Consider the following 26916-nt stretch of genomic DNA (forward strand, 5'->3'; position numbering starts at 1 on the left):
CAGCAGATCCACGCATGAGTCCCGTCATCCTTTTTATCCTCGGCGTCGTCTTCGTGGCGATCGGCATCGCCGTGTCCATCGCGCTGCACGAAGTGGGGCACCTGGTGCCGGCGAAGCTGTTCAAGGTGCGTGTCACCAAGTACATGATCGGCTTCGGTCCCACCCTCTGGTCCAAACGGAAGGGTGAAACCGAATACGGCGTGAAGGCCATTCCGCTGGGCGGCTACGTGTCCATGATCGGCATGTACCCGCCGAACAAGGACGACGGCACGGTCCGCCCCTCCAGCACCGGCATGTTCCAGACGCTGGCCACCGAAGCCCGCTCCATGGCCCACGAGGAGGTAGGCCCCGAGGACGGCAACCGGGTCTTCTACCGGCTGCCCGTGTGGAAAAAAGTCATCGTCATGCTGGGTGGTCCTGCCATGAACCTGCTGATCGGTGTGGTGCTCACGGCGGTCCTGCTGATGGGCTTCGGCGTGGCGACTGCCACCACCACCATCTCTGACGTCTCCAAATGCCAGGTTGCGGCCGGGCAGACGGTCGATCCCGATTCCCCCGATTGCCGGCTGACCCCGGCGGCAGCGGCCGGACTCCTGCCGGGCGATGTGGTCACCTCCTTTGATGGAAAGGCAGTCACCGGCTGGGACCAGCTGACCGAGTGGATCCGTGCCTCTGCCGGCAAGGAAGTCAGCATTACCGTCGAACGCGACGGCGCCCCGGTCACCACCACGGTGACGCCGGTGCTGTCGGCCCGTCCCGTGATCGGGGTGGACGGCCGCCAGGCCAAGGACGACGCCGGAACCCTCCTGTACCAGGATGTAGGCTTCCTGGGCATTGGTGCGCAGACCGAGCTGGTTGCCCAGCCGGCGTCGTCCGTCCTGCCCATGGCGGGAGAAAACATCAGGCAGGTGGCCGGGGTGGTGTTCAACCTGCCAGCCCGGGTGGTGGGCGTTGCCAAAGCGGCCTTCAGCGAGGAAGCCCGTGACCCCAACGGTCCCATCAGTGTGGTGGGCGTAGGGCGGGTTGCCGGTGAGGTCGCGGCCATGGAAGAGGTGCCCCTCCAGTCCAGGCTTGGTGCGCTGGTGGGACTGCTGGCGGGGCTGAACTTTGCGCTCGCGGTCTTCAACCTCATCCCCCTGCTCCCGCTCGACGGCGGCCATGTGGCCGGTGCGCTCTATGAAGGGGCCCGGCGGCGGGTGGCCAAGCTGTTCGGCAAGCCGGACCCAGGCGCCTTCGACATCGCCAAATTGCTCCCGGTGACCTATGTGGTGGCGGCCCTGCTGATGGGCATGAGCGCGCTGCTGATCTACGCCGACATCGTGAAGCCGGTGAACCTGTTCGGCTGACAGGCGGCGCCGGGGGAGTGCCTGCCTAAAAGCCGTGCAGTGCCGGGCCAGCAGTGCAGGCAGGGGCCGTGCAGCGAGTCTTTTGGCCCTGTTGGCGTGGGCGGGCCCGGACTTAACCTGAACCATGCGTACGTCGAACCCGCAGATCGTCAGACGCTGGATCCAGGCAGGGCTGTGGGCGCTGGCTCTGTCCTGGCTTGTCACTGCCTGGGCGACCCTGGAGCCGCAACCGGACCAGGCGAAGGACCCGGAAGCCTGGGCGCGCTTTGTCAGCACCGACTCCTACCAGTTCAGCCACCTGTATGGCGGCACCGCAGGCACGGTCCTGACCCTCCTTGGTGTCTTCGCCCTGGGCTGTTGCCTGGCCAACAGCCGTGCGGGCGGACTCGCACTGGCAGGCATGGTCACCGCTGCTGCAGGAACGGCGCTGTTGCTTGTGCCGGCGGTGATCTCCACCTTCGCCAGCCCTGCCATTGGCAAGGCCTACCTGGCCGGAAACCAGGACGTGATGCAGCTGGAGTTTCCCGGGTCCATGAACGGGGCGTTCCTCCTGGGGCTCCTGCTGGCATTCGTCGGCAACGTGCTTCTGGGGATCGCGGTCTGGCGTTCCCGCATCCTGCCGCGATGGGCGGGCGCACTCTGGGCTGCAGGCACCGTGCTGTTTTTCGTCCTGGGTGTCGTCCTGGGGCAGGCGACAACGGGTGCCAGCCTGCCCACACAATCTGCGGGGGCCCTCCTCATGGCTGTGGCAGGGGGATGGATCGCCTGGAGCGCATCCCGGGAGCGCGCTGCGGCACCCGACCTCGCCGGGGCGGGTTCGGCCTGACCCTGCCTGACGTGCCTGACTCAGACAGCCCGTGCCGCTCGAAGGGTGAAATTCCATAGTCAGCCTATTTCGGCTGATATCAAGTAATCAGCTGTTTTCGATTGATTATTTCCGATCAGCTGCGTACGGTTGCCCCATGTACGTTCTGACCATTGATCAGCGGGGCAGCACCAGCGACATCGATCGGGTCCCGGACCTGATTTCCCAGCTGCGCAGGCTCACACCCGAGCCCTTTGAGCGTTCGGTGGGCGATGAGCTCCAGGGGGTCGTGGAAGACGCCGCAGAGGTGGTGGAGATCGCTTTGCATGCGCTCCGGAGCGGGCAATGGTACGTCGGGATCGGGATCGGAACCGTGCAGCTGCAGCCTGGCGGGAGCCCGCGCGAAGGCTCCGGAAGCGGCTTTGTGGCGGCCCGGAAGGCCGTGGAGCTGGCAAAGGGCGCGGCCGGCCAGGTCCCGCTGTCAGTGGTGTCCGGCAATATGGGCCGTGGCCGGGAGGTCCCTCCCGCAGCCAAGGAAGGATCCATGGCCAGTGCAAATGCCCAGGCAGTGCTCCGCCTGATCGGACGCGTCGTGCAGCAACGAACGGAAGCCCAATGGCGGGTGGTCGACCGGCTCCGGGAGCTCCACAGCGGTGACGGAAAACACGGCAGCCAGAAACAAGTGGCCCGTGAGCTCGGAATCACTGAGCAATCGGTGAGCCGTGCCGTGCTCAGGTCCGGTTGGCCGGAAGAATGTGCAGCCAGGCCGGCTGCAGCCATGCTCCTGGACTACGCCCGTTCCCAGATTGAAGGAGACCGGTGAACGCACTCTGGATCACCATCGCCCTGGTTGTGGCCGGATTCATGGGGTGGCCTGTGACCGCCCTGGTGTTTCGGCTCGCCAGGACCATCGATGACAAAGCCGACGCCGCCGGGAAGGCGGACCAGGACGCCTCAGCCCAGGACCCGTCGGCCGACGTCACCGTGGACACCCTCGCTGCGGCCCCGCCGGCCCAAACGGGACAAACCGTCGACGGCGAGCTGACGGCGGGGGCCGGCCAGCCGACGTCGGACGTCACCCAGCCGGTCCCGGCCCAGCGGATCCTCCGTGGCGGTGCCATCATCGGCGTCCTTGAGCGGCTTGGTGTCTGCCTGGCCATCCTGGCCGGACAACCGGTGGCCATTGCCTACATCGTGGCTGTCAAGGGCCTGGGCAGGTTCGCTGAACTGAAGGAAACGCCGGTGGCGGCGGAACGGTTCATCATCGGGACGCTCACGTCGATGCTGTGGGCGGCGGGGACGGCGGCGATCGCCAAGGTTTTCTTCCTCAGCTGAGCTGCGTGCCCGACCGGTCTGCGCTCCCAGCGGGCGGGAACCTCCCGCGGGGATCGGCGACAGGCCACGCCGGGGGATAGGGTGTCCTTATGACTGTTTTTGCCGTTGAATACGTGTACGCCGCCGATTCCTCCGCCGTCCTTGATGAGCACCGTCCTGCGCACCGCGCCTGGCTGGCCGGCCTCGCGGAGGACGGCCAACTGTTGACCAGCGGACCCTACGGTGACGGCGCAGGCGCCCTGCTGATCTTCAAGGTCCAGGACGAAGCCGCACTGAATGACCTCCTCAAGCAGGACCCGTTCGCCGTCGCGGGAGCCATCGCCGGTATCCGCAGTACAGAGTGGACGCCCGTGATCGGCATCCTGGCAGCGCACGCGTCCTGATTCAGACGGACCTCTCTCACCCCCGAAAAAAACCTACCCAAGGAGTCCACGTGACCTCGGTCAGCCTGGGAATGCCGTCAGCACCGCCGCCCGTCCTCGCCCCCCGCCGCAAGACGCGCCAGATCAAGGTGGGCTCCGTCGGAGTCGGCTCGGACTCGCCCATCAGCGTGCAGTCCATGACCACCACGCCCACCACGGACATCAACGCCACCCTGCAGCAGATCGCGGAACTCACCGCCTCAGGCTGCGACATCGTTCGCGTTGCCTGCCCGTCGGCCGACGATGCCGAGGCGCTGCCCATCATCGCCCGCAAATCCCAGATCCCAGTCATCGCTGACATCCACTTCCAGCCCAAGTACGTGTTCGCGGCCATCGAGGCCGGCTGCGCCGCAGTCCGGGTGAACCCCGGCAACATCCGTAAGTTCGATGACCAGGTCAAGGAGATCGCCCGCGCGGCGAAGGACCACGGTACCTCTATCCGGATCGGCATCAACGCAGGTTCGCTGGAGCCCGGGATCCTCAAGAAGTACGGCAAGGCCACCCCGGAAGCGCTGGTGGAGTCCGCCGTGTGGGAGGCTTCGCTGTTCGAGGAGCACGGCTTCAACGACTTCAAGATTTCGGTCAAGCACAACGACCCGGTCATCATGGTCGCCGCCTACGAGATGCTCGCCGAGCAGGGCGACTGGCCCCTGCACCTGGGCGTGACCGAAGCAGGGCCGGCGTTCCAGGGCACCATCAAGTCGGCCACCGCCTTTGGAGCACTCCTCTCACGGGGCATCGGCGACACCATCCGGGTCTCGCTGTCCGCCCCGCCGGTGGAGGAAATCAAGGTGGGCAACCAGATCCTCCAGTCCCTGAACCTGCGCCCGCGCAAGCTCGAAATCGTATCCTGCCCTTCGTGCGGCCGCGCCCAGGTGGACGTCTACACCCTTGCCGAGCAGGTCACCGCCGGCCTGGAAGGAATGGAGATTCCGCTGCGCGTTGCCGTCATGGGCTGTGTGGTGAACGGACCCGGCGAAGCACGCGAGGCGGACCTCGGAGTGGCGTCCGGCAACGGCAAGGGCCAGATCTTTGTGAAGGGCGAAGTCATCAAGACCGTGCCTGAAAGTGAGATTGTTGAGACACTGATCGAAGAGGCCATGCGCATTGCTGAAGAGATGGGGGAGGCCGATGGCGAAGATGCTGTCAAGGGTAGCCCCGTGGTTAGCGTCTCATAAGCCGGGCACCGCAGAGGCGGGGATATCCGTCCATGCCCTTACCGGTGCGGACACCCCTGCCCTCCGGCACCTTGCGCAACAGGACCCGGTGGCCAATGTCTTCATCCTTGCCCACCTGCGGTCGGCAGGAACTGCAGCGCCCACCACGGGCGGTGCCGCCGTCCTGGGCGTGTTCGACGACGGGATCCTGGTGGGTGCCTGCTGGACCGGGGCCAACCTTGTGCCTGTCGAACTTGACCCCGCGTTCGCGGGGCTCGTGGCAGCCGCAGCGAGCAGCTCCGGGCGACGCTTCGCCTCGGCTTTCGGCCCCGCTGAGCCGGTCCTCGCGCTCCACGCCGAACTTGCCGAACTGGGGCACACAGCCCACGAAGTGCGGGACGAGCAGCCCCTCATGACCCTTGACCGGCCGCCCGCCGTGGCACCTAACGCGGACCTTGCGCTGGGCAGGCTGGCCGATTTCGACCGGATCCTTCCTGCCTGCGCGGCCATGTTCGAAGAGGAAGTGGGCTACTCGCCATTCCTGGGCGGCAAGGAGTTCTACAGCCGCCGCGTTGAAGGCCTGATCCGCCAAGGCCACTCGCTGGCACACGTCAACAGCTCCGGCGAGGTGGTCTTCAAGGCCGAGCTCGGGGCGGTAACGGCGGACGTCACGCAGATTCAGGGCGTCTGGATGAACCCCGGCTACCGCGGGCAGGGTCTGAGCGCCGGCTACATGGCAGCCGTCGTGGAGCAGGCCAGGAAACTTGCTCCCGTGACCAGCCTGTATGTGAACGGTTTCAACCTCCGTGCCCGGTCGACGTATGAGCGCGTCGGTTTCCGCCAAGTGGGCACGTTCGCTACGGTCCTCTTTTAGCCGGCTTTTCTTCGGGAAGCTCCCCCGTCAGGTAGCGCTGGACAGTGGGGGCCACGAGCCGGACCACGTCCTCGGGCGAGGCGGAGGCGAGGGGTTCAAGCCGCACCACATAGCGGACCAGCATCACGCCCACCATCTGTGTGGCCACCAGGTTCCCGCGCAAAGCCACTTCCGCGGGCGGACCTGGCACCCCTGCCATGATCCGGCTGAGGACGGCCCGCGATACCAGTTCCCGCAAAAGCAGAGTCTTGGGTTTGGACCCGATGGTTCCCCGCAGGAAGGCCACCAGGCTGTGCTGGGCCGGGCTCTCCCACACGCGAAGCACTGCCCGCACAATAGCCTCGCCCCTGACCTCCGGGAGGTGTTCGTCGACGCCCTCAAGGACCTTTTCCGGGTCCACCGGCAGTGCCACGCTGAGCGCGAACAGCTCGTCCTTTCCGTTGAAGAAGTGGTGGACCATGGCAGGGTCCACACCGGCTTCCCGGGCAATCCCGCGGAGGCTGGTGCCTTCAAAACCCTGTTCGGCGAACAGCCTCCGGGCGGTCTCCAGAATCTCGGCGCGCGACTCCGTTGCCCCGCCCCGCCGGCCACGGCGTCCGGATCCGGCTGCGGGGCCGTCGTCCGCCGTTCCGTTCACGGTGTCCGCCGGCGAAGGGTCAACGATGCCAGCACCAGGACGGCCACGACGATGGCCACGATGACCCCGGCATCCATCCACAGCCGGTCAGTGGGACCGGCATTGGCGGCGATCTCCTGCAACGCATCCACCGAGTAGGTGAGCGGCAGGACATTCGCCACCGCTTCCAGGACGTCGTTCATGCGGTCGCGGGCGACAAAGAGGCCGCACAGCAGGATTTGCGGAACGACGACCACCGGCATGAACTGCACAGCCTGGAATTCCGTCCGGGCGAACGCCGAGCACAGCAGGCCCAAGGCGACACCCAGGACCGCGTTGATCACGGCGATCATGACCACCAGTCCAGGGCTGCCCTGGATGTCCAGGCCAAAGATCCAGTACGCCACCCCGGTGGCAACCAGCGACTGCAGGGCGGCCATGATGGAGAAGGCCAGGCCGTAGCCGAACAGCAGGTCGGCCTTATGAACCGGCGTTGTCAGCAGCCGCTCCAGGGTCCCGGACGTGCGTTCGCGCAGCATGGTGATGGAAGTGACCAGGAACATGACCACAAAAGGAAAGATCGCCAGCATCATCAGGCCAACGCGGTCGAACGTCCTGGGCACCCCCGGCGGAAGGGTTTCATTCTCGAAGAGGAAGTACACAGCGGTCAGCAGCAGCGCCGGTACCACCAGGATCAGCGCGACGCTGCGGTGGTCGTGGCGGAGCTGGTCCAGGACCCGCCGGGTGGTGGCCAGCATCATCATAAGGTTCACGGCCGCACGGTCCTTTCAGCCGCGCTGCCACGATGTCCGGGGGAGCGGCCGGACTGCTCCGCAGCGTGCAGGATGATGTGCAGGAATGCCTGCTCAAGGTCGGTGCTCTGCCCGCGTTGGCTCAATTCGGCCGGCGTCAGCTGCGCCAGGAGCCTGCCCTCACGCAGGAGCAGCAGCGATTCGCAGTGGCTTGCTTCCTCCATTACGTGGCTGGAGACCAGGAGTGTTGTCCCCGCCTCGGCCATGGACCGGAACCTGCCCCATAAGTCCGCCCGGAGGACGGGATCAAGGCCAACGGTCGGCTCATCGAGTACCAGCAGCGCGGGGTGCGCCACGAGGGCGCACGCCAGGGAGACCCTGCTGAGCTCGCCGCCGGAAAGATCGCCCGTTTTTTGCCGGGTTTGCGGTTCAAGCCCGACGGCGGCGATTGCCTCTGCCGCCGCGGTCCGGCCTTTGCGGTGCATGGCGCCGAAGTAGCGGACGTTGGCTTCGACAGTCAGGTCCGGATACACGCTCGGAGACTGGCTGACGTAGCCCACCTGGTGCCGGAGATCAGGGTGGCCGGCCGGAAGACCAAGAACCCGGATCGAGCCGGACGTCAGGGCCTGGACGCCCATGATCGCCCGCATGAGGGTGGTCTTTCCGCTGCCGGACGGCCCCAGGAGGCCGGTGATCCGGCCCGCAGGGATGGCGAAGTCGAGACCACGCAGGATCGGAGTCCTGTCCCGGATGATGTGAAGGGCATTGACGGTGACGGCCATGCCGGTTCCGGGGCCTGCCAGCGATGCTGCATGGGACATTGAGGCCTCCCGTGTGATGGCAATTCCTAAATTCACCACCTGATGAATTAAAACTAGGCCTGCCCGTGAGGGCCGTCAATAACTTCGAATGGAAAAAATACTTGTCAACGTGTCAGCTATCACATAGGTTCGATCTAGCTGCGCTGGAGTGGGTGGGCGGTCTCACCAGTCCTCACCAGTAAACCAACGGCGTAAACGGCAAGAAGAGCCACGCCCGGCCGCAATGACCAGCCCGAATGGGGGCCAGGGGCTTTGCGGCCCGGGCGTGGCTCTTCGCTGTCCCCGGCCGCCGGCGTCGGCGGCGGGCGGCGGGCACCCACGCTCTCGCGGGCATAGACGTTGCTTGCCGGTAGATTAGTACCCAGAAGAATTGCCCGGCTCTGCTTTCCAGCAGCCATTCCCCAGAAACGGATACCCGCCCGTGGTCACAAGACTGTCCCAGCTTTTCCTGCGCACCCTGCGCGAAGATCCCGTCGACGCCGAGGTTGCCAGCCACCGGCTGCTAGTGCGGGCAGGTTACATCCGGCGTGCGGCGCCCGGCATCTACACCTGGCTGCCGCTCGGGCTCAGCGTGCTTCGAAAAGTCGAAGCCGTAATCCGTGAGGAGATGGCAGCCATCGGCGCGCAGGAAGTCCACTTCCCGGCTCTGCTGCCCCGTGAACCCTATGAGGCCACCAACCGCTGGACCGAGTACGGCGAGGGCCTGTTCCGGCTCCAGGACCGCAAGGGTGCGGACTACCTGCTGGCCCCGACGCACGAGGAAATGTTCACCCTCCTGGTCAAGGACCTGTACTCCTCGTACAAGGACCTGCCCCTTAGCCTTTACCAGATCCAGAACAAGTACCGCGACGAGGCCCGCCCCCGGGCAGGCCTGCTGCGCGGCCGCGAGTTCATCATGAAGGATTCGTATTCCTTCGACGTGGACGACGCCGGCCTGGACGCCAGCTACGCCGCGCACCGTGCCGCTTACATCCGCATCTTTGAGCGCCTGGGCCTGGAGGTCATTCCCGTAGCCGCCACGGCCGGCGCCATGGGCGGGTCCAAGAGCGAGGAATTCCTGCACCCCACCGAGGTCGGCGAGGACACCTTCGTGCGGTCCGCGGGCGGCTACGCAGCCAACGTCGAGGCCGTCACCACGGTGGTCCCTGCAGACATCGACTTCACCGATGCCCCGGCTGCCGTAGTCCGTGACACGCCGGATACCCCCACGATCGACACGCTGGTTGCCGCCTCCAACGAGCTCGCCCCGCGCAGCGAGGCCGACGGCGGCGCCTGGACTGCCGCTGACACCCTCAAGAACGTGGTCCTCGCCGTCACCCTGCCCACGGGTGAGCGCCAACTGGTCGTCATCGGCCTGCCCGGTGACCGCGGCGTGGACCTGAAGCGGGTGGAAGCCAACATCGGCCGCTACCTGCCGATCGCCGGCGAAATCGGGCTGGAAGCAGCCAACGACGACGACCTCAAAAAGCAGCCCCTGATCGTCAAGGGCTACCTGGGCCCGGGGCTGACGCTGGACGAGCCGCTCCTCGGCAGCGAAAGCGCTACCAAGCTGCTGTACCTCGTGGATCCCCGCGTCGTCAGCGGCACAGCCTGGGTCACCGGAGCCAACGAGGCCGGAAAGCACGTGTTCGGTCTCGTGGCCGGCCGCGACTTCGGCTGGGACGGCGTCATCGAATGCACCGATGTCCGCGAGGGCGATGCCGCCCCGGACGGCTCCGGACCGCTGGAGATCGCGCGCGGCATCGAGATGGGGCACATCTTCCAGCTCGGCCGCAAGTACGCCGAGGCCCTTGAACTGAAGGTCCTTGACCAGAACGGCAAGCAGGTGGTGGTCACCATGGGCTCCTACGGCGTGGGCGTTACCCGGGCCGTGGCAGCCCTGGCAGAGTCCAACCACGACGACAGGGGCCTCGTCTGGCCCCGCGCCGTCGCACCGGCAGATGTCCACGTTGTGGCCGTCGGACGCGGCGAGGAGATCTTCGCCGCTGCCGAGAAGCTGGCGCTGGAACTCGAGGCCGCCGGCCTGGACGTTATCTATGACGACCGTCCCAAGGTGTCCCCGGGCGTGAAGTTCGGCGACGCTGAACTCGTCGGCGTCCCCACCATCCTGGCCGTCGGCCGCGGCCTGGTGGACGGTGTGGTGGAGATCAAGGACCGCCGCAGCGGCGAAGCGGAAAACGTGCCCGTGGACAAGGCTGTTGACTACGTGGTCACCGCCGTCCGCGGCTGACCTGCGGCGGTGATTTCGGGCTTCGAATCGATCCAGCCCGCCACGATCATCCTGATTGTGGTGGCTGGATTTGCCGCCGGCTGGGTTGACGCTGTGGTGGGTGGCGGCGGGCTGATCCAGCTTCCCGCCCTGCTGCTGGTGCCCGGTATTACGCCGGTCCAGGCATTGGCCACCAACAAGATGGGCTCGATTTTCGGCACCACCACCAGCGCCGTCACGTACTACGGGCGGGTCAAACCGGACCTTTGGACGGCCATACCCATGGCCGTCATCGCCCTTGCCGGCAGCTTCGGCGGAGCAGTCCTGGCAGCGACTTTGCCGGCAAGTGTCTTCAAACCGATCATCGTCATCGCGCTGGTCGCCGTCGCACTTTTTACCGCCCTCAGACCTAACGTCGGTGACCTCACCGTGCTGCGGCACGATGGCCACACGCACTACGTCGTGGCGTGCCTGATCGGGGCCGTGATCGGCTTCTATGACGGCCTCATCGGCCCGGGAACAGGCTCGTTCCTCATCATCGCGCTGGTGTCGGCGATGGGCTACGCCTTCCTGGAAGCCAGTGCCAAGGCCAAAATCGTGAACATGGCCACCAACGCGGGGGCGCTGCTGTTCTTCCTGCCGCACGGTTCGCTGCTGTGGGGTGTGGGCCTCATGCTTGGCCTTGCCAACATGGCCGGCGGATACCTGGGGGCGCGGACCGCCATCAAGCAGGGAAGCCGCTTCGTCCGGATCGTCTTCCTGCTGGTGGTGGGCTCACTGATCATCAAGCTTGGTTTTGACGTCTGGGCCGAAAACTCCGCCTGACCGGGCCGTCCGGAGACCCTCGCAGGCCCGCCCCGCCGGGCGTACCATGCTGGTATGTCCGCAGGCGGGGAACCCTATTCGGAAGCATTGTCAGTGGCGGCCGCGCGGGCCGTGGACTGGCTGGAGAGCCTGCCGGACAGGCACGTCGGACCACTGAAAAACGCCCACGACCTCGCGGCGGACTTCGGCGGACCCCTCCCGGAACAGGGGATGCCGGCCGCGGCCGTGGTGGAGTATCTTGCGGACAAGGCCGAGCCGGGCCTCATGGCCATGCCGGCCGGACGGTTCTTCGGCTGGGTGATCGGGGGGACACTGCCGGCAGCCCTGGCCGCGGACTGGCTGGTCAGCGCCTGGGACCAGAATTCCGGCCTGCGCTACGCCACGCCCGCCGTTGCGGCCATCGAAGACGGCGCCGCGTCCTGGCTGCTGGACCTTTTGGGGCTCCCGGCAGAATCCGACGTCGGCTTCACCACCGGGGCCACCATGGCCAATTTCACCGGGCTCGCTGCCGCACGATGGCGGCTGCTGGCCGACGCAGGGTGGGACCTGGACCGGGATGGGCTCGCGGGCGCTCCACGGATCAGGTGTTTTGTGGGGCAGGAGCGGCACGACACCATCGACCTCGGGCTGCGCTACCTCGGCCTGGGCCGCCCAACCCCCGTCCCGGCAGACACCCAGGGCCGGCTGCTCCCGGCAGAACTGGACCGGATGCTCTCGGCATCCTCCGGTCCGGCACTGGTGTGCCTCCAGGCAGGCAACCTCCATTCCGGAGCCTTCGACCCGTTTGAGGACGCCATCCGGATCGCACGGCGCCACGGTGCCTGGGTTCACGTGGACGGCGCCTTCGGCCTCTGGGCGGCCGCCGTCCCGGAATTCGCGCACCTCACCAGGGGCATGGAGTTGGCTGATTCGTGGGGAACTGACGCGCACAAGACCCTGAATGTCCCGTACGACTGCGGCATCGCCGTGGTCAGGGATTCGAACGCCCTGCGCAGCGCCATGGGTGTGCACACCAGCTATCTGATCCAGGACCCGGAAGGTCCCGGAGACCCGCATGAGAAGGTTCCTGAGCTGTCCCGCCGGGGCCGGGGCGTGCCGGTGTGGGCGGCCCTCCGCTCCCTCGGCCGTGAAGGGGTGGCAGCGCAGGTCCGTGGGCTGACCGATGCCGCTGCACGGATCGGCAAGCAGTTGGCGGAAGTGGACGGCATCGAGGTACTCAACGAGGTGGACTACACACAGGTTTCCCTCGCCTTCGCCGACGACGCCCTGACGCGTGCCGTGACGGCCCGGGTGATCGAGGACGGGAAAGTCTGGATGTCCGGCTCGCACTGGCAGGGCCGGGACGTCCTGCGCGTCTCTGTCAGCAACTGGAGCACCGACGCGGACGACGTCGACACTGCAGTTGACGCGGTCAGCTCCGCTTTTGCAGCGGTTAAGTCAGCGGGCAGCTGACGGTACGCCCGCTTCGCTGCAGCTGCCCGTCGGTATGCCATCCTCAGCTGTGTGTCTGCCCTGGTTCAGGCAGGTCGTGGGCGCCGGGCAGGCCGTCCAGGGTCCGGCCGGCCAGTGTGCTGGCCACCCACAATGACCGCGCGAGATCGCCGTGCCGCCGGGGAAGCGAGGCATACTGCAGGGCGTTTTCCACTTCGCGAATGATGGCCCACTGCCGCGCTGCTTCCGGGTCAAGGCCGGCAGCGGAGCTGAAATCCCGGCAGCGCTGCCTGAGCCCTTCGGCCGGATCGATGCGGGAAAGTTCACTGAGGCGGTTCCACAGGAGCGGCGCCACCGCGAACTCAGCTTCGCCGATCATGGGCTGCGGGTCGATGGCCGCAAAGCCTCCTTCCCTGCTTGCCAGGATATTCAGGAAATGAAGATCCGTATGGACCAGGACGTCGCGGCCCGAGCGGCGGCCCACGGCGCCGCGGGTCTGGCAGACTTCCAGAGCCGCTTCGAGCAGCCAGCGAGGGAAAGGCCGGCCCTGCTGCTCCCACTCCGCGGGCAAGTCATCGCTCCACTGCTCCGCCACTCCGGCGATGTGATTGAACTCCTGCCACTGGGGTCTGCGGTCCGGCGGCAGGGACAACTGCCGCACGATGCTGCCCCAGACGGCCTGTGCCTCATCCAGCGGCACACCCTGCAGCGAACAGCCCCCGTTCAGCCGCTCCAGGAGCATGGCGCACGTTCCGGCGTCGGACTCCAGCAGCCGTACGGCGCCGCGTCCTCCCCACAGCACCAATGCGTGCCGTTCGATCCGGGCCTCATCGTGGGGAAAGGCGATCTTCAGGGCGGCAGGAGTGCCGTCTTTCCTGCGGACGGGTAAGACCAGGCCGCCGTGTCCATGCCAGGGGAGCGCCCCCGCTGCCAGATCGACGGCCAGCTCCCAATGCTCCAGCTGCCCCCGGATGAGACCGGGAAGGGACCCAAGCCAGGCGCGGCCGGCACTGCTCCCGCCGTAGCGCAGGCTAAGGGCAGGAGGGATGGGAACGTCTGTCGAAAGGCTCACATCACCCCGCTTGCCCCGAGCAGGTTGCCGATGGTGAACGTCGCAACGAGGGCCGCAGCGCCTCCCACCACCACCCGCACTGCGGCTCGCAGCTTCGAACCGCCACCGATCCAGGCGCCCAGCGCACCGGTGGCGGCGAGGGCCACCAGGACGGCGACGAACGTCAGGGGAACCCTGATGTTTTCCGGCGGCAGGAGGATGGCGAGCATCGGCAGGATCGCACCGATCAGGAACGCGACGGCGGAGGCAAAGGCGGCGTGCCACGGACTGACGATGTCTGTTTCGTCGATGTTCAGCTCTGCCGACAGGTGGGCGCCCAGCGCATCGTGGGCCGTGAGCTCCCGGGCGACCGTCAGTGCCGTGGCCACACTGAGGCCTTTGGACTGGTAGATCGCGGCGAGTTCCGCGAGCTCCTCTTCCGGCTGCTCGACAAGTTCGCGGCGCTCCTTTTCGATCAGCGCCTTCTGGCTGTCCTTCTGGCTGCTCACGGAAACGTATTCGCCCAGCGCCATGGAGATGGCACCACCAACTACGCCGGCGGCACCGGCAACCAGAATCGGACCGGCCTCGTTGGTGACCCCCGCGACACCCACCACGATGGCGGCGACCGAGACGATTCCGTCATTGGCACCCAGGACTCCGGCGCGGAGCCAATTCAGGCGGTGGGCGATGTCATTGTGGTGCGGCTCGTCCTCGTGAAGAGCCGGTGCCGATGCGTTGTCCATTCCTACAGCAAAGCATCAGTGCCCCCGGCGTGCCAGTGTGCCAAGGCTCAGCTGACTTCTACCGCGCGGGCAGCTCCTGGTCCGGCTCTGGCACTTCCGCCATCAGGGAAGCTCCGGCAGCTCCGATTCGGCCAGGACCAGCCCCGGCAGCGTGCCCGGAGGGCTGCCCCAGTGCAGGGTCCTGCGGGCGGCAGACTGGAGCGCCGAGATGGCCCAGGCCCTGCCGGATCCTTCGCTGAGGGCTACCAGGTCGCCGTACACTGGGAGGCTCCCTGCCTCGAGGGCTCCGAGTGCGGTGGCGGGTGCGGCAAGGAAGGCCTGGCTCAGGGGATAGCCGGCAGGTTGGGGAACCGCAGGGGCGCAACTGGCCCGCCCGAGTGCCTCAGCGTCGCCGTGGAGGTCCTGGTGCTGTGCCAGGAAGCCCGACGCCGGAACCGCCGAACCGGCGTCAAGCCGGGTCAGCGCGGCCTGGTAGGCGTAGACGAGCTCCAGCTCAGCTGCCACGGCCGATGCCAGGGCCGAACCCAGACTGGTGCCGTCCCCGGGTGGCTGGGCCGGGCAGCTTGCGGCGGCCGAAGCGGTGGACTTGTCAGTTGCCTGTGCCGTGGGGGAGTGGGCGCCGGCGTCCGGAATGTCCGCAACCGGAGCGGCGGCCAGGGCAATCCCGGCAGCCTTGGCGATGTCCTCAGCTGCCAGCAGCTGGGCCGTGCCGGCGCCGGCCAGGAGGCGGGCCATCCCGCCGTCGGCCGTTTCTGCGTCCTTCAGGCGCCGGGCCGCACTTGCCTGGAGTGCTCCGGCGAGCTCCGACGCTGATGGCGCGGCGGCCGCAGCAGGGGGAGACGACGCAGGGGATGCTGGTGGGCCTGATGCCGCCGAACCTCCCGGCAGCATCAAAGCCCGGGCGTGGACAGTCAGCAAAGTCACAGCCCGGTTCACGGCAGCGGCTTGCGGGCCCGAACGCGCGTCCCCGGATGCGCGTTCAAATGCAAGGCCGGCGGCCCGGAGGGACAGGGCGTCCGAGTACGCGGACGCCCTCGCCTGCTCGGAAAACGGCGGAGTGGGGGGAACCTGAGGCTCGCGGGGGATCAGGACAAAGCCCAGGCTGAGGACAAGAAGGGCTGCCAGCGAAAAAACGGCGTAGCGGAAATGGCGCCTGCGGCGTCCGTTTTCCTGCGTGTCGTCTTTCACAACAGACCATGTTGTCACGCCTGATGCCAATCTCCGTGCACCACTGCGGCCGGATAATCGCTAGGCTAGTAGTCACAACATCATCTATCGGAGGCGGCCGGAATCGTGAGTAATGCAGAAGCCACGACTTCATCAGAACCTACCGGAGCCGGCAAAACTGAGGCGGCGCCGGCTTACAATCCGGAAGCTGCCCGGCTGCGGGCCTTGCTTGAACCCGCAGTCCAGGCCAACCGCCTCTATCTCGAGGATGTATCCATCAACGCAGGCTCGCACCGGGTGGTCCACGTCGTAGTGGACCTGCCCCAGGAGGAGACGGGCGGGGTGAACCTTGACGTCATCGCGGACATCTCCAGGGTCCTTTCCGACGTCCTGGACAACGATCCTGCCGACGACGGCCGCCCGTATGATCTTGAAGTCTCCTCACCGGGCGTGGGGCGCCCCCTGACCGAACCCAGGCACTGGCACCGGGCCCGCGGCCGCATGGTCAAGGTCAACGTCATCCAGGGCGAGAACGTCACGGGCCGCGTCCAGTCGGTGGACGACTCCGGGGTGACCCTTGTCCCGGAGATCGAGGTCAAAAAAGGCATGAAGCCCAAACAGGGCGAACCGGTAAAACTTCCTTTCGACAGGATCCGCAACGGAAAAGTCGAGATCGAATTCAGCCACCTCGATGAGGCCGGTCTGGAAACTGAACACAATGGACCTTCTGAGGAGGCCTGATGGATATTGACATGAGCGCGCTGAGACTTCTGGAGCGTGAACGGGAAATTCCGCTGGACCTCCTGATCCCCACCATCGAGCAGGCGCTCCTGGTGGCCTATCACAAGTCTCCCGGAGCTTTCGAGAAGGCCCGCGCAGAGCTGGACCGCAAGAGCGGCCACGTAACCATCTGGGCTGTGGAGATCGACGACGACGGCGCCCCGATCGGCGAGTTCGAGGACACCCCGGCCGGTTTCGGCCGCATTGCGGCGAGCACCGCCCGGCAGATCATCCTCCAGCGCCTGCGCGACGTGGAGGACGACGCCGTCCTGGGTGAGTTCAAGGGACGCGAAGGCGAACTCGTATCCGGCACCATCCAGCAGGGCAACAACCCCCACATGATCCAGGTCAACCTGGGTTCGGTGGAGGCCCTCCTGCCGCCGCCCGAGCAGGTGCCGGGGGAGAAGTACACCCACGGCAACCGTCTCCGTGCCCTGGTCATCGACGTCCACCGCGGCACCAAAGGCCCGTCCGTCACGCTGTCCCGGTCGCACCCGGGCCTGGTCCGGAAGCTCTTCGAACTGGAAGTGCCGGAGATCGCCGACCGCTCCGTGGAGATCGTTGCCCTGGCCCGCGAGGCCGGCCACCGCACCAAGATCGCCGTCAAAGCCAACACCCAGGGCATCAACGCCAAGGGCGCCTGCATCGGCGAAATGGGTTCGCGGGTCCGGGCCGTCATGACTGAACTGAACGACGAGAAGATCGACATCGTCGACTACAGCGAAGATCCTGCCGCCTTCATTGCCAGCGCACTGTCGCCGTCGCGTGTGAACTCCGTCACCATCACTGACGAGGCCACCCGCTCTGCGCGTGTTGTCGTTCCCGACTACCAGCTGTCCCTGGCGATCGGCAAAGAAGGCCAGAACGCACGCCTGGCGGCGAAACTGACCGGTTGGCGGATCGACATCGTCTCCGACGCTGCCGCGCCGCGGGAGCACTGACCCGCACGGCAAAGCCCTCCCGTACGCCCGTACCTGCCGCGGCTTCCTCATTGGAAGCCGCGGTTTCAGGCATAACGGCCCGGAGGGTCTAGAATAGAACGTGACCGCGCCTAACGGCCGGTATTCGTGTGCCCTGAGAATTCCCGATCCGCTGACCAGTGGTGAAGGGGTTCCGGGCCGGCAGTTATGAACGTCAGGATGATGCTCCCCGTGGCAGAAGTGCTTCACAGTGAGAATCAACCGCAGCGTACCTGCATCGGATGCCGAAAGAAGGGTGCGCGGTCGGAGTTACTCCGGCTCGTCGCCGAAAGCACCGGTTCCACCGCAGTGCTGGTTGACGAACGACGCCGGATGGCTGGCAGGGGAGCATGGCTGCACCCCAGCGAAGCTTGCCTGGCCCTGGCGGTGAAGCGGCGTGCATTCGGACGTGCCCTCAACGGCGCAACCGGAACCGCCGACGTCGAACGCCGGATCCTGGCAGGCAAGCAAGCCGGCCCGTTGCAGAAACCTCCGGTAGCTGCAGCAAAAACCGTCCAACCTGAAAGCGGGTCAGAAAACTGATGGAAACCCGATGAGTTCCCAGCGATGAGTGCGCAACGATGACAACTTTGTTGCGCTCTGCAATGGGCCCGGCAGCTGCAACCGCGGCTGGGGCCCGCAGTAAGAAGTAGACGGTTCGTGCCTGGCTCGGTGCGGACCGAGACAGGAGAAATGTGGCCAAGGTCCGCGTACATGAGCTCGCTAAAGAGCTCGGTATTACTTCCAAAGATGCAGTGACAAAACTGCAGGAACTGGGCGAATTCGTTCGCTCCGCCTCGTCAACAATTGAGGCCCCGGTGGTGCGGAAACTCCGCAACGCCTACCCCGACGCAGCGGCGAAGGCCGCAGCTCCGGCAGCCGCGCCCAAGGCGCCTGCCCCGGCGGCAGCAACAGCTCCCGCAGCACCGGCTCCGTCGGCTGACTCACGCCCGGCAGCTCCCGCGGCACCTGCGGCACCTGCCGCACCTGCTGCTGCAGCGCCTGCAGTTGCCGCTCCGGCAGCCGCAGCCCCGGCTGCTCCTGCTGCAGCACCGGCCGCCCCCGCTGCCAGTGCTCCGGCATCACCCTTCAACGGCGCAAAGCCCGGTGCCCGTCCGGCCCCCAAGGCTGAAGCCCCGGCTGCACCCACCCGCCAGGGATCACCGCAGGGTGGATCCCAGGGCGGTTCCGCACCGCGTCCCGGCGGTCCCCGCCCGGGCAACAACCCGTTCGCCACCTCCCAGGGCATGCCCCGCGGCCGTGGCGGCGACGGGGAACGCGCTCCGCGTCCGGGCAACAACCCCTTCGCACCTTCACAGGGCATGCCCCGGGCCGGTGGAAGCCGTCCCGACGGCGACCGTCCCGGTGGTCCCCGCCCCGCAGCAGGTGCAGGTGGCCCCCGTCCGGGTGGTCCCCGTCCCGCGGCCGGTGCAGGTGGCCCCCGTCCGGGTGGTCCCCGCCCCGCTGCCGGTGCAGGTGGCCCCCGTCCGGCGGGTGCCGGTGGAAACCGGCCTACTCCGGGCATGATGCCCAACCGCACTGAGCGTCCCGCACCCGCTGGTGCCGGACGTCCCGGTGGCGGCGCGCGTGGTCCCGGACGTCCGGGTGGCGCACCAGGTACAGGCGGCGCTCCCGGTGCCGGTGGCGGCGCTCCGGCCGGCGGCGGCTTCGGCAAGGGTGGCCGCGGTCGCGGTGGCACCCAGGGTGCCTTCGGCAAGGGCGGCGCAGGACGCGGCAAGCAGCGCAAGTCCAAGCGCGCCAAGCGCCAAGAGCTTGAGCAGATGAGTGCCCCGTCGCTGGGTGGCGTGAGCGTACCCCGCGGCGACGGCAACACCGTAGTCCGGCTTCGCCGCGGCTCGTCCATCACGGACTTTGCCGACAAGATCGAGGCAAACCCCGCAGCACTGGTGACCGTCCTCTTCCACCTCGGTGAAATGGCTACCGCAACGCAGTCGCTGGATGAAGAGACCTTCGCCCTGCTGGGTGAGGAACTTGGCTACAAGCTCCAGGTTGTGTCCCCGGAAGATGAGGAGCGCGAGCTGCTCTCCGGATTCGACATCGACTTCGAAGCCGAGCTGGAAGCCGAAGGCGACGAAGACCTCGAGGCACGTCCTCCGGTCGTCACCGTCATGGGTCACGTTGACCACGGTAAGACGCGCCTGCTCGATGCCATCCGCAAGTCCGACGTTATGGCGGGCGAGCACGGCGGCATCACGCAGCACATCGGTGCCTACCAGGTCACGCACCAGCACGAAGGCACTGACCGCAAGATCACGTTCATCGATACTCCGGGCCACGAGGCGTTCACCGCCATGCGTGCCCGTGGTGCGAAGGTCACCGACATCGCCATCCTGGTGGTCGCAGCGGACGACGGCGTGATGCCGCAGACCGTTGAAGCCCTCAACCACGCCCAGGCGGCCAACGTGCCGATCGTCGTGGCCGTGAACAAGATCGACAAGGAAGGCGCCAACCCGGAGAAGGTCCGCGGCCAGCTGACCGAGTACGGCCTGGTTCCGGAAGAATACGGTGGCGACACCATGTTCGTAGAGGTCTCTGCCCGCCAGAACCTCAACATCGACGAGCTGCTCGAGGCCGTCCTGCTCACCGCAGACGCCGCCCTGGACATGCGCGCCAACCCGAACAAGGACGCCCGCGGTATCGCGATCGAAGCCAACCTGGACAAGGGCCGCGGTTCTGTGGCCACCGTCCTGGTGCAGTCCGGTACATTGCACGTCGGCGACACCATCGTGGCAGGCACGGCCCACGGCCGCGTCCGTGCGATGTTCGACGACGACGGCAGCGCCCTGACCGAGGCAGGCCCGTCCCGCCCCGTGCAGGTGCTGGGTCTGTCCAACGTGCCGCGCGCCGGCGACACCTTCTTTGTGACCGCTGACGAGCGCACCGCCCGCCAGATCGCCGAGAAGCGTGAAGCAGCCGACCGCAACGCAGCCCTCGCCAAGCGCCGCAAGCGCATCAGCCTCGAAGACTTCGACCAGGCTGTGGCCGATGGCAAGATCGACACCCTCAACCTCATCCTCAAGGGTGACGTGTCCGGTGCCGTGGAAGCCCTCGAAGATGCCCTGCTCAAGATCGACGTCGGCGAAGGCGTGCAGCTGCGCGTCATCCACCGCGGCGTTGGTGCCATCACGCAGAACGACGTCAACCTGGCAACAGTGGACAGCGCCGTCATCATCGGCTTCAACGTCAAGCCTGCCGAGCGGGTTGCCGAACTGGCCGACCGCGAAGGCGTGGACATGCGCTTCTACTCCGTCATCTACGCAGCAATCGATGACATCGAAGCAGCGCTCAAGGGCATGCTCAAGCCGGAGTACGAAGAAGTCCAGCTGGGCACCGCCGAGGTCCGCGAAGTCTTCCGTTCCTCCAAGTTCGGAAACATCGCCGGTTCCATCGTTCGCTCGGGCATCATCCGACGCAACACGAAGGCCCGCATCAGCCGCGACGGGAAAATCATCGGTGACAACCTCACCGTTGAGACGCTCAAGCGCTTCAAGGACGACGCCACTGAGGTCCGCACGGACTTCGAGTGTGGTATCGGTCTTGGTTCGTTCAACGACATCAACGAAGGCGACATCATTGAGACCTTCGAGATGCGCGAAAAGCCGCGCGTCTAAGGCAGGGTAAGCATTATCGCGGGGAGCCTCCGAGTTTTGGGGGCGCCCCGCCCCTACGCTGGGCGGCACTGGATCTGCGATCCTGTGCCGCCCAGCTCCGGTAGGCCCGATGCCACTCCCGGGCGCCCCCAAAACTCTCCGGCATCGTCATAGACTCACCTCAGGTGCGTGGCAGCGAACTCAGCCCAAGAAGCTAAGCCGCCAGCGCGTCGTCGTACATCCAAATTTATAGGAGTGGAAATGGCTGATCCCGCACGGGCTGCCAAGTTGGCGCAGCGGATTAAGGTTGTTGTTGCGGAGGCTCTGGGCCGGAAGGTTAAGGATCCCCGGCTCGAGGGCATTACTGTTACCGATGCCCGCGTTACCAATGATCTGCAGCATGCCACGATCTACTACACCGTTTTCGGGGACCAGGCTGTCCAGGCCGATGCTGCCAAGGGGCTGGAAAAGGCCAAGGGCGTGCTCCGTCAGGAAGTGGGGCGCAACATCACCGTTCGCCTGACGCCTACCCTGGAGTTTGTGGCCGACCAGATTCCGGTCAATGCTTCGAACCTCGAGGAACTCCTCCGGGCCGCCAAGAAGCGGGACGCCGAGGTGGCCGCGCTGGCTGCAAGCGCCAAGCACGCCGGCGACGCCGATCCCTACAAGAGCGACATTCCTGAGGATGTCGACATTGACGAGGACGACTTCGACGAAGAGGACCTTGACCTCACCGACGACGAGGAACTCGACGAAGACGGCAACAAGTAAGTCAAGTCTTCAGCAGAAGGCCCGGACCACACGTGGTCCGGGCCTTCTGATTCCCGGAAATTCCGGGTCTTTGTGCTGCTACCAGAGCTCAGCCTCGATGACCTCACCCACGGCCGGCGGCGGGGGCGGGGCCATGAAGTCAGGCAGGGCCTTCACCGTGGCGTAAAGGGTCCGGCCCTGGATCTCAACCGCACCCGGTGTTGTCACCTCCAGGAACTGCGACTGTTTACGGCTGGTGGCGTCGATCCTGACGATCTCGTTGCCGAACATTGAAGCGGCGTAAACGTCCCCGTTGCCCGCGACCGCAATGCCGGTGGGGCTGAGGATGTCCTTTGCCCACACGTGCGTCGCCCCGGTCCAGGGGTTGATCCGGAAGATGGCACCGCGGGCGCCCAGGGACGGATCCTCAGGACCGCCCGGCAGCGATGAGACATACAGCCAGCCGTCAGGGCCGATCTCCACGTCTGTGGGGACCGCCTCGAAAGCATAGTCGTAGCCCTTGACGCACTCCGGGAAGCCGACAGCTGCGGCGGCTTCGGCAGTCACCTCCGCCGGACGCGGGGGCAGCACGGCGACGGTGGAGGTTTCTCCCGTGGTGGCGTTGACCTTCAGGATGGCATTCATCCCGGCGTCGGCCACGTACACGGTGTTGCCTTGCACGGCCGTCGCATAGGGATGGGAGTCGACTATCCCGGTGTATTGGGCAGGCGGGAACGGCACGTTGATTTTGGCCAGGCACCAATCCGGAAGATCGGAGCCGAAGCCGTAGTGCTGGGATCCATCCGGGTTGTTCTCACGTTCGTAGGTCGCGAGGTCGGCGATCTGCCGGACGTCACCGCGGCTGTTGATTGATTTCAGGTAACCCTTCAGCGCTGCGGGATCGCCGCCGCCCGCGCCCACGCTTTCAACGAAGAACGTGGTGCTGCCCCGGGTTTCAACACCGCCAACATCCCAGTCCGCCCTCTTGTAGACGTTGACTGGCTTCTTGTCGTCCTCGACGCGGTCCAGGGTTCCGGCAAAGTTCTGTGTGACGAGGATGCTCTTGCCTGGTCCCACAGCGAGGCTCAGCGGCGAGAACAAGTGCTCCGCCACGGTGTCGGGACCGGATTCTTTGGATTCTGCGGCGGCCGGGCTTGCCGGGACAAGGATCGCGGCGGCCGCCAGGCACGCGATAACGGTGGACTTCCTGTTCATTGCATACTCCGGAGTTGAAGTGCACCCCGCGCGGACGGGGCCGGGCAATGAGACCAAGATCAGCACTGCGCTGAATGAACCCCTGGCGCTAGGTTAGTCCCGCTGCGGCAACAAAGTCGATGGCATTTTGCCCCTAATGGGCCCCCTGCTTTTGCTCCTGTCGCTAGGATCGAGCTATGGCCTTGGGGAATGATCACAGCGACGCCGAACAGCACCTCGAACGGCAGTACCTCGAACGCACCGTGAACCTGGCGGTCCGGAACGTCGCTGACGGCGGGGGACCGTTCGCTGCCCTGGTGGTGACAGCCGACGGGCGCGTCCATGAAGGCATCAACCGGGTCACCCGCGACAACGATCCCACCGCACACGCTGAAGTAGTGGCCATCCGCACGGCGGCCGCTGCGAGCGCCAACTTCGACCTCAGCGGTGCGGTGCTCTACGCCAGCTGCGAGCCGTGCCCGTTATGCCTGGCCGCAGCGCTCTGGGCCCGCATCGACCGTGTGTACTTCGCCGCCGACCGCCATGGGGCGGCCGCAGCAGGGTTCGACGACGCGGTCTTCTACGAATACTTCGACGGAGCCAGGCCGGAACTGTTGCCGGTGGCACACGAGCCGATTCCGACGTCGGACCTTCCGTTTGACGCCTGGCGGAACAACGCCGAACGAACCGAGTACTGAACCGGAGCCGAAGTGCCTGGAGGAGCAGTGGAACCAGCCCTGATCAAATGCCCTGCGTGCGGGAAGACCAACCGGGTCCCCGCCGCGGCAGCCGGCCATCCGCGCTGCGGGAGCTGCAGGTCTGACCTGCCCTGGATCGTCGATGCCGGGGACGACGACTTCGCGGTAGTGGCTGAACAGTCACCGGTCCCCGCGCTCATCGATTTCTGGGCTGCCTGGTGCGGGCCCTGCCGGATGGTGAGCCCTGTCCTGGACAAGCTGGCCAGGGAGCGGGTCGGCAAAATCAAGCTCGTCAAGGTTGATGTGGACCGGGCACCCAGGTTGTCCAGCCGGTTCGACATCCAGGCGATTCCCACGCTCATGATCATCACCGGCGGCAAAGTGGTAGCCACGCAGACCGGCGCTGCACCTGCCGAAGCCCTTCGCTCCTGGCTTGACCAAGCGCTTCGCTGAGCGCCGATATACTGGGAGGCGTGCTTTCTGGACTGGTGATAGTGGACAAACCGCAGGGATGGACCAGCCATGATGTGGTTGGTCGGATGCGTCGCATCGCCGGAACCCGGAAAGTGGGACACGCCGGCACCCTCGATCCCATGGCCACCGGAGTGCTGGTGGTCGGCATCAACAAGGCCACCCGTCTCCTCACCTACATCGTGGGCACCTCCAAGACGTACACAGCCACCATCCGGTTGGGCCAGTCCACCATCACGGACGACGCCGAAGGTGACGTCATTGCCTCCGTCAGCGCCGCCGGGGTCAAAGATGCAGCTGTCCTCGATGGCGTCGCCGCCCTCACCGGGGAGATCCAGCAGGTCCCCAGCAGCGTCAGCGCCATCAAAGTCAACGGCGAACGGGCCTACGCCCGGGTCCGGTCAGGCGAGGAAGTGAAACTCGCCGCCCGCCCCGTGACCATCCACCGCTTCGAGGTCCACGGCATCAAACGCGAACCCGGCAGCGAAACCCTTGACGTCGATGTCACAGTGGAGTGTTCGTCGGGGACCTACATCCGTGCACTCGCTCGGGACCTGGGGGACGGGCTCGGGGTGGGTGGCCACCTCACGGCCCTCCGCCGGACCCATGTGGGCCCCTACTCGCTGGACCAGGCCCGCACCCTGGAGCAGCTTGCTGAGGAACTTGAGGTCCTGGAGATGTCGCAGGCCGCCCGGGCCCTCATGCCCAACCGCGAACTCACGGCAGAGGAAACCACCGAGATCTCCTTCGGCCGACGGATCGCCGCAGGAACGGAGGCAGGCAGCCTGCCGGCGGCCACCACCGAGCACCCTGCAGCGGCTTTCGCACCGGACGGCAGCCTGGTGGCCCTGCTCGCCGATACCGGCAGCTACGCGAAACCCGTGCTTGTCTTCGCGCCCGGCAACGCCAGGCAGGATTCCTGAGCATGGATGCGTATTTCTACATCATCATGACGGTCGGCCTGATCTCCAGCGGCATCTGCCTGGTGGCCGGCATCCTGAAAAGAGCTCCGAACGATGTCACCATCCTGTCCGTTGCTGCCGTCGAGCTGACCTTGGTGATCTACCTGGTGGGCTCAATCATCAGGGTCGTCGCGGGCGAACCCATCGCCGGTGAAGCCTGGGAGTTCTGGGGATATCTTGCTACGGCCATGCTCCTGCCACCGGCTGCTGTCTACTGGTCCATCCTCGAACGGACCCGCTGGAGCAACTTTGTCCTGGCCGCCGTCGGCGTCACAGCTTTGGTGATGGCCGCCCGAATGAACCAGATCTGGTACTGAAATGGAAGAAGCGCGCAAAGTGAAAGCACCGAAGTCCGCAGCCACCCCCGTGTCCGGAGCCCCTGGAGCCGGGGCCACTGGAGCGGCGGCCGGCAAGACCGGCGGCAAGGACACCAGGAACACCGGGCCCGGTCGGCTGCTCATTGCCGTGTATGCGGTGTTTGCGATTTCAGCGACCGCCCGCGCCGGCTACCAGATCCTCACCAAGTTCTCCGAGGCCCCGTTGGCCTACCTGCTCTCCGCCTTCGCCGCCGTCGTGTATCTGGTTGCCACGGTATCCCTGGCCAAGCCCGGCCGCACCTGGTTCAAGGTCTCCCTTGCCGCCGTGCTGGTGGAACTCGTGGGCGTGCTGGTGGTGGGGGCGCTGAGCGTATTCGACCCTGTGCAGTTCCCGCACGAGACGGTCTGGTCATTGTTCGGCCGCGGCTACGCTTTCATCCCGCTGCTGCTGCCCATCCTGGGCCTGGTCTGGCTGTACCGGCGGCGGCCGGACAGGACGCCGGCCGCCGCCGAAGGGCAGCGCTAGCTGCCTGCAGTACTCCTGCTGCTATTTCTTGCCGAACAGGCCGCCGAGGATGTCTCCCAGCCCGCCGCTCCTGTCGGCCTCCGGTGCGGGCTGGTTCTTCGGGAAGTCCACCTCGATGACCTCGCCGGGCTGTACTGACCGCTGACCTGGCTGGCCCTGAACGTCCGGCAGCTGGTCACGTGCCGGCGTCTCCGCAGGCGTCGCACCCTGGGTGTCTGCCTGCGTTGTTCCCGGTGCCCCGCCACCCAGGATCCCGCCGAGGCTCCCCAGGATGCTGTCCAGCACCGAGCCCTGCCGGCCCGACCCTGCGCCCGCACCTGCACCCGCACCGGCACCTGCTCCTGCACCAAGGATCCCGCCGAGGATGCTGCCAAGGTCGATTCCACCGGCCTGACCCGGGGCGCCGGCCTGCGTCGACTGGCCGGTGCCCTGGCCGCCCTGACCGAGAATCTTCTTCGCCAGGTATGACATCACGATCGGGGCCAGGATGGGGAGGACCTTCCGGATCAGGTCTCCGCCGATACCACCCAGGGCAGGCGCCCCCGCGAGCTGGGCCGCCACCTGATCCTGCTGGCCGCCAAAGACGTGGCTGACAATCTTTTCGCCGTCGGCCGTGTCAACCCGGGTGGCGTCCACGCCGCCGTCAACCAGCCCGTCCTGGTGCTGGCCGAGTGCCTCCTGAAGTGATGCCGCGCCGTCGGGGGCCTGCGCGTTGTTGTGCATCCCCGCCAGCAGCGTGGGCAGCGCCGCTTCAACAGCTGACTGGGCTGAAGCCGGGTCTGTTCCGAGCAGGGAAGCGATCTGGTTAACGTCTATCTGGTTCAGGAGGTCGTGGATCTCGGTCATGAGGTAACTCCTTCAGCGCCGCGTTGGACTGCGGACATTGTTCTATGCGGCGAGGGTCGCCGCCGGAAGCTGCCCTTGCATCGTAGTCCGGCTTACTGACCAGTACCAGAGAGATACCCGTCGCTTCCGACGTGGCCGGCCGGCACGGTTGCGCCGTCCGGCAGTCGCCTTGATTGCAGGTAATCTTAGAGAGTTCCGGCGCCGGCGCGCCCGGAACCATGACAGTTGTACGCAGTAAAAAGGCG

At 66.3% G+C, this 26916-nt stretch carries 28 protein-coding genes; 20 read left to right on the plus strand and 8 right to left on the minus strand.

Annotated elements, in window-relative coordinates; genetic code table 11:
• The first annotated feature begins 14 nt into the window (after window positions 1-14).
• From ABIA70_RS08905 to ABIA70_RS08935, 7 genes are all read left to right on the plus strand, one after another.
• Window positions 15-1346 carry a M50 family metallopeptidase gene (locus ABIA70_RS08905; RefSeq protein ID WP_354147222.1) on the plus strand — a complete coding sequence of 444 codons (1332 nt, stop codon included), beginning with the start codon at window positions 15-17 and terminating at the stop codon, window positions 1344-1346.
• Between the two features lie 124 nt (window positions 1347-1470).
• On the plus strand, window positions 1471-2172 hold the full coding sequence (locus tag ABIA70_RS08910) for a hypothetical protein (protein WP_354147223.1): 702 nt from the start codon (window positions 1471-1473) through the stop codon (window positions 2170-2172).
• Window positions 2173-2308: 136 nt separating this feature from the next.
• Window positions 2309-2974 carry a MarR family transcriptional regulator gene (locus tag ABIA70_RS08915; protein ID WP_354147224.1) on the plus strand — a complete coding sequence of 222 codons (666 nt, stop codon included), beginning with the start codon at window positions 2309-2311 and terminating at the stop codon, window positions 2972-2974.
• Window positions 2971-3486 carry a hypothetical protein gene (locus ABIA70_RS08920; protein ID WP_354147225.1) on the plus strand — a complete coding sequence of 172 codons (516 nt, stop codon included), beginning with the start codon at window positions 2971-2973 and terminating at the stop codon, window positions 3484-3486. Before ABIA70_RS08915 ends, ABIA70_RS08920 begins: the two co-directional genes overlap by 4 nt.
• Before the next feature lie 89 nt (window positions 3487-3575).
• Window positions 3576-3869, plus strand: coding sequence for a YciI family protein (locus tag ABIA70_RS08925; RefSeq protein ID WP_354147226.1), 294 nt, complete (start codon window positions 3576-3578; stop codon window positions 3867-3869).
• 50 nt (window positions 3870-3919) lie between these two features.
• Window positions 3920-5086 (plus strand): flavodoxin-dependent (E)-4-hydroxy-3-methylbut-2-enyl-diphosphate synthase, encoded by a 1167-nt coding sequence (gene ispG / locus ABIA70_RS08930; protein ID WP_108600185.1) that lies wholly within the window; start codon window positions 3920-3922, stop codon window positions 5084-5086.
• Window positions 5049-5939, plus strand: a complete 891-nt coding sequence (locus ABIA70_RS08935) for a GNAT family N-acetyltransferase (protein ID WP_354147347.1) — start codon at window positions 5049-5051, stop codon at window positions 5937-5939. Before ispG ends, ABIA70_RS08935 begins: the two co-directional genes overlap by 38 nt.
• On the opposite strand, the gene ABIA70_RS08940 is transcribed toward ABIA70_RS08935, so the two are convergent.
• From ABIA70_RS08940 to ABIA70_RS08950, 3 genes are read right to left on the minus strand one after another with little or no spacing between them, the layout of a single operon-like run.
• The gene (locus tag ABIA70_RS08940) at window positions 5923-6576 is read right to left on the minus strand and encodes a TetR/AcrR family transcriptional regulator (RefSeq protein WP_354147227.1); all 654 of its coding nucleotides are present in this window, start codon (window positions 6574-6576) and stop codon (window positions 5923-5925) included. The genes ABIA70_RS08935 and ABIA70_RS08940 overlap by 17 nt on opposite strands.
• Window positions 6573-7316, minus strand: coding sequence for an ABC transporter permease (locus ABIA70_RS08945; protein WP_354147348.1), 744 nt, complete (start codon window positions 7314-7316; stop codon window positions 6573-6575). Before ABIA70_RS08945 ends, ABIA70_RS08940 begins: the two co-directional genes overlap by 4 nt.
• A gap of 8 nt (window positions 7317-7324) precedes the next feature.
• Window positions 7325-8128 (minus strand): ABC transporter ATP-binding protein, encoded by an 804-nt coding sequence (locus ABIA70_RS08950; RefSeq protein WP_354147228.1) that lies wholly within the window; start codon window positions 8126-8128, stop codon window positions 7325-7327.
• A 421-nt stretch (window positions 8129-8549) separates the two neighbouring features.
• Here ABIA70_RS08950 and ABIA70_RS08955 point away from each other — a divergent pair, with 421 nt between their 5' ends.
• The 3 genes from ABIA70_RS08955 to ABIA70_RS08965 are packed head-to-tail and all read left to right on the plus strand — an operon-like array spanning window position 8550 to window position 12614.
• Window positions 8550-10358: a proline--tRNA ligase gene (locus tag ABIA70_RS08955; RefSeq protein WP_354147229.1), complete on the plus strand. Its 1809-nt coding sequence runs from the start codon at window positions 8550-8552 to the stop codon at window positions 10356-10358.
• A gap of 9 nt (window positions 10359-10367) precedes the next feature.
• Entirely contained in the window at window positions 10368-11162 is a 795-nt protein-coding gene (locus ABIA70_RS08960) for a sulfite exporter TauE/SafE family protein (protein WP_354147230.1), read from the plus strand.
• 54 nt (window positions 11163-11216) lie between these two features.
• Complete coding sequence (locus tag ABIA70_RS08965) at window positions 11217-12614, plus strand: pyridoxal phosphate-dependent decarboxylase family protein (protein ID WP_354147231.1); 1398 nt, start codon at window positions 11217-11219, stop codon at window positions 12612-12614.
• A gap of 43 nt (window positions 12615-12657) precedes the next feature.
• Here the strand turns inward: ABIA70_RS08965 and ABIA70_RS08970 are convergent, their stop codons facing one another.
• The 3 genes from ABIA70_RS08970 to ABIA70_RS08980 all read right to left on the minus strand — a co-directional run bounded on the left by ABIA70_RS08970 (window position 12658) and on the right by ABIA70_RS08980 (window position 15578).
• The gene (locus tag ABIA70_RS08970) at window positions 12658-13665 is read right to left on the minus strand and encodes an aminoglycoside phosphotransferase family protein (protein WP_354147232.1); all 1008 of its coding nucleotides are present in this window, start codon (window positions 13663-13665) and stop codon (window positions 12658-12660) included.
• Window positions 13662-14390, minus strand: a complete 729-nt coding sequence (locus ABIA70_RS08975; protein ID WP_354147233.1) for a VIT1/CCC1 transporter family protein — start codon at window positions 14388-14390, stop codon at window positions 13662-13664. The genes ABIA70_RS08970 and ABIA70_RS08975 overlap by 4 nt, the downstream gene beginning before the upstream one ends.
• A 102-nt stretch (window positions 14391-14492) precedes the next feature.
• Window positions 14493-15578 (minus strand): DUF4439 domain-containing protein, encoded by a 1086-nt coding sequence (locus ABIA70_RS08980; RefSeq protein WP_354147234.1) that lies wholly within the window; start codon window positions 15576-15578, stop codon window positions 14493-14495.
• A gap of 105 nt (window positions 15579-15683) precedes the next feature.
• On the opposite strand from ABIA70_RS08980, the gene rimP reads away from it, so the two are divergent.
• From rimP to rbfA, 5 genes are all read left to right on the plus strand, one after another.
• A complete protein-coding gene (rimP, locus tag ABIA70_RS08985; RefSeq protein WP_354147235.1) occupies window positions 15684-16298 on the plus strand; it encodes a ribosome maturation factor RimP in 615 nt (204 codons plus the stop codon).
• Entirely contained in the window at window positions 16298-17278 is a 981-nt protein-coding gene (gene nusA / locus ABIA70_RS08990; RefSeq protein ID WP_354147236.1) for a transcription termination factor NusA, read from the plus strand. The genes rimP and nusA overlap by 1 nt, the downstream gene beginning before the upstream one ends.
• A gap of 201 nt (window positions 17279-17479) precedes the next feature.
• Window positions 17480-17839 carry a YlxR family protein gene (locus ABIA70_RS08995; protein ID WP_354147349.1) on the plus strand — a complete coding sequence of 120 codons (360 nt, stop codon included), beginning with the start codon at window positions 17480-17482 and terminating at the stop codon, window positions 17837-17839.
• A 152-nt stretch (window positions 17840-17991) separates the two neighbouring features.
• Complete coding sequence (gene infB, locus ABIA70_RS09000; RefSeq protein WP_354147237.1) at window positions 17992-20928, plus strand: translation initiation factor IF-2; 2937 nt, start codon at window positions 17992-17994, stop codon at window positions 20926-20928.
• Window positions 20929-21168: 240 nt separating this feature from the next.
• Window positions 21169-21678 carry a 30S ribosome-binding factor RbfA gene (rbfA, locus tag ABIA70_RS09005; RefSeq protein WP_354147238.1) on the plus strand — a complete coding sequence of 170 codons (510 nt, stop codon included), beginning with the start codon at window positions 21169-21171 and terminating at the stop codon, window positions 21676-21678.
• Window positions 21679-21756: 78 nt separating this feature from the next.
• On the opposite strand, the gene ABIA70_RS09010 is transcribed toward rbfA, so the two are convergent.
• Entirely contained in the window at window positions 21757-22872 is a 1116-nt protein-coding gene (locus ABIA70_RS09010) for a ScyD/ScyE family protein (protein ID WP_354147239.1), read from the minus strand.
• 176 nt (window positions 22873-23048) lie between these two features.
• Here ABIA70_RS09010 and ABIA70_RS09015 point away from each other — a divergent pair, with 176 nt between their 5' ends.
• Genes ABIA70_RS09015 through ABIA70_RS09035 form a run of 5 tightly spaced genes read left to right on the plus strand, consistent with a single transcriptional unit; the run spans window position 23049 to window position 25825 of the window.
• On the plus strand, window positions 23049-23549 hold the full coding sequence (locus tag ABIA70_RS09015; protein WP_354147240.1) for a nucleoside deaminase: 501 nt from the start codon (window positions 23049-23051) through the stop codon (window positions 23547-23549).
• A 27-nt stretch (window positions 23550-23576) separates the two neighbouring features.
• Window positions 23577-24002 (plus strand): thioredoxin, encoded by a 426-nt coding sequence (gene trxA / locus ABIA70_RS09020; RefSeq protein WP_354147241.1) that lies wholly within the window; start codon window positions 23577-23579, stop codon window positions 24000-24002.
• 20 nt (window positions 24003-24022) lie between these two features.
• Entirely contained in the window at window positions 24023-24943 is a 921-nt protein-coding gene (truB, locus tag ABIA70_RS09025; protein ID WP_354147242.1) for a tRNA pseudouridine(55) synthase TruB, read from the plus strand.
• A gap of 2 nt (window positions 24944-24945) precedes the next feature.
• Window positions 24946-25299 carry a hypothetical protein gene (locus ABIA70_RS09030; protein ID WP_354147243.1) on the plus strand — a complete coding sequence of 118 codons (354 nt, stop codon included), beginning with the start codon at window positions 24946-24948 and terminating at the stop codon, window positions 25297-25299.
• Window position 25300: 1 nt separating this feature from the next.
• Window positions 25301-25825 carry a hypothetical protein gene (locus tag ABIA70_RS09035; protein WP_502917187.1) on the plus strand — a complete coding sequence of 175 codons (525 nt, stop codon included), beginning with the start codon at window positions 25301-25303 and terminating at the stop codon, window positions 25823-25825.
• Window positions 25826-25846: 21 nt separating this feature from the next.
• Here ABIA70_RS09035 and ABIA70_RS09040 read toward each other — a convergent pair whose 3' ends face one another.
• The gene (locus ABIA70_RS09040; RefSeq protein WP_354147245.1) at window positions 25847-26671 is read right to left on the minus strand and encodes a DUF937 domain-containing protein; all 825 of its coding nucleotides are present in this window, start codon (window positions 26669-26671) and stop codon (window positions 25847-25849) included.
• Window positions 26672-26916: the final 245 nt, after the last annotated feature.

The sequence above is a fragment of the Arthrobacter sp. 754 genome (assembly GCF_040548695.1).
In the GTDB taxonomy this organism is placed as follows: Bacteria; Actinomycetota; Actinomycetes; order Actinomycetales; family Micrococcaceae; genus Arthrobacter.